Source organism: Endozoicomonas sp. SESOKO1 (genome assembly GCF_024606265.1).
Lineage (GTDB): Bacteria > Pseudomonadota > Gammaproteobacteria > Pseudomonadales > Endozoicomonadaceae > Endozoicomonas.
The window spans coordinates 1-1,272 of the sequence record NZ_JAHHPP010000059.1; the positions used below are offsets into that span (position 1 = coordinate 1).

The window sequence follows — 1,272 nt, forward strand, 5'->3', positions numbered from 1 at the left end:
GGGTTACATCGGCATCCGTTATATGGCGGCTGCCCTGTTGCTGCTGCCCTTTGCCGCAAGACAACTCTTCCGGCTGAACAAACAACAGTTGTTTATCTGTGTGATGGTGGGATTGATTCAGACCATGGCCATGTATCTCTGGATTCAGGCGGTGGACAGTTCTGATCGCCTGGGTGAAGGGGCATTCATCATGAGTCTGTCCATGATTATGGTGCCCTTTATGGGCCGGTTGCTCTATGGCAGCCGGATTGACCGTTTCACGCTGCTTGCCCTGCCATTTGCCATTGCCGGTATTGCCTTGCTGGCATTGAAAGGGCATTGGGAATTTGAGCCAGCCCAGGGGCTGTATCTGATAGCGACCCTGTTTGTTGCCCTGCATTTTGTGTATACCAATCGTAATGCACCAGGCATCCCTTCAATGGCCCTGACCTTTATGCTGTTGCTGGTGCCTGGCGTACTGGGCATGATCATCTCCGCCACCACGGAAAGCTGGCCGACGCAGATTGCAGCGGACACCTGGGGTTGGGTGGCCGCAGCGGTACTGATGGCTACCAGTCTGCGCTATTTCCTGTATACCTGGGCTCTGAAACAGTCAGAAGCAGGCCATGCCGCGCTGATCATGGTGATTGAGCCGGTATGGACTGCGGTCATGAGTGCGATCTGGCTGGGAGAATCCATGACTGCCCAGAAGCTTTTCGGTTGTGGGTTGATCTTTATGGCCCTGCTGGTTACCAGATGGCGTTCTTTCTTTAAGCCAGCAATGCACAAATTACAGTTGGTTCGGGAATAGTGCATTCAGAATAAACTGGTAGCGGCTTGCCACCGGGCGATGCCGCTTATGAGCCAGATAAATGGTTTCATAAATGGCCGTGGTCAAATTCAGGATGCAGATATCCTGTTGCCGATGAAATGCCTTCACCATGGACTCTGGCAAAACGGTAAAGCCATTACCGGCGGCAACCGGCTCGAGAATCAGGTTGATCTGGTTAACCGCTCCTTTTACCGGGAACTCACGGAGGTGTCGGAATTGGGTATAGTTTGACCGGAGCACCGTTGAAATATGATGGCTGGCATCGGGATGCATAATGACACCCAGCTGGCATAAATCACGATAACCCGCTTGACGATAATGGGCGGGTACTACTAGCAGCAACTGCTCCCGGGCGATAGGGCTGGTGATCAGTTCCGGTTCATCGACCTTATGGGTAATCAGGCCAATATCAATGGAATATTATCAACATTATCAAAAATGATAATTTTTTGTTCTGGAAA

The 1,272-nt window shown here is 51.5% G+C and carries 2 protein-coding genes; one reads left to right on the forward strand and one right to left on the reverse strand.

Annotation, left to right across the window (positions count from 1 at the left end; translation table 11 throughout):
- Positions 1-790, forward strand: a 790-nt coding sequence (locus tag KDK13_RS03675; RefSeq protein WP_257283552.1) for a DMT family transporter, incomplete at its 5' end; no start/stop codon positions are given.
- On the opposite strand, the gene KDK13_RS03680 is transcribed toward KDK13_RS03675, so the two are convergent.
- A complete protein-coding gene (locus tag KDK13_RS03680; RefSeq protein WP_373692202.1) occupies positions 770-1,225 on the reverse strand; it encodes a substrate-binding domain-containing protein in 456 nt (151 codons plus the stop codon). The two genes, KDK13_RS03675 and KDK13_RS03680, sit on opposite strands and share 21 nt — an antisense overlap.
- Between the last annotated feature and the right edge of the window lie 47 nt (positions 1,226-1,272).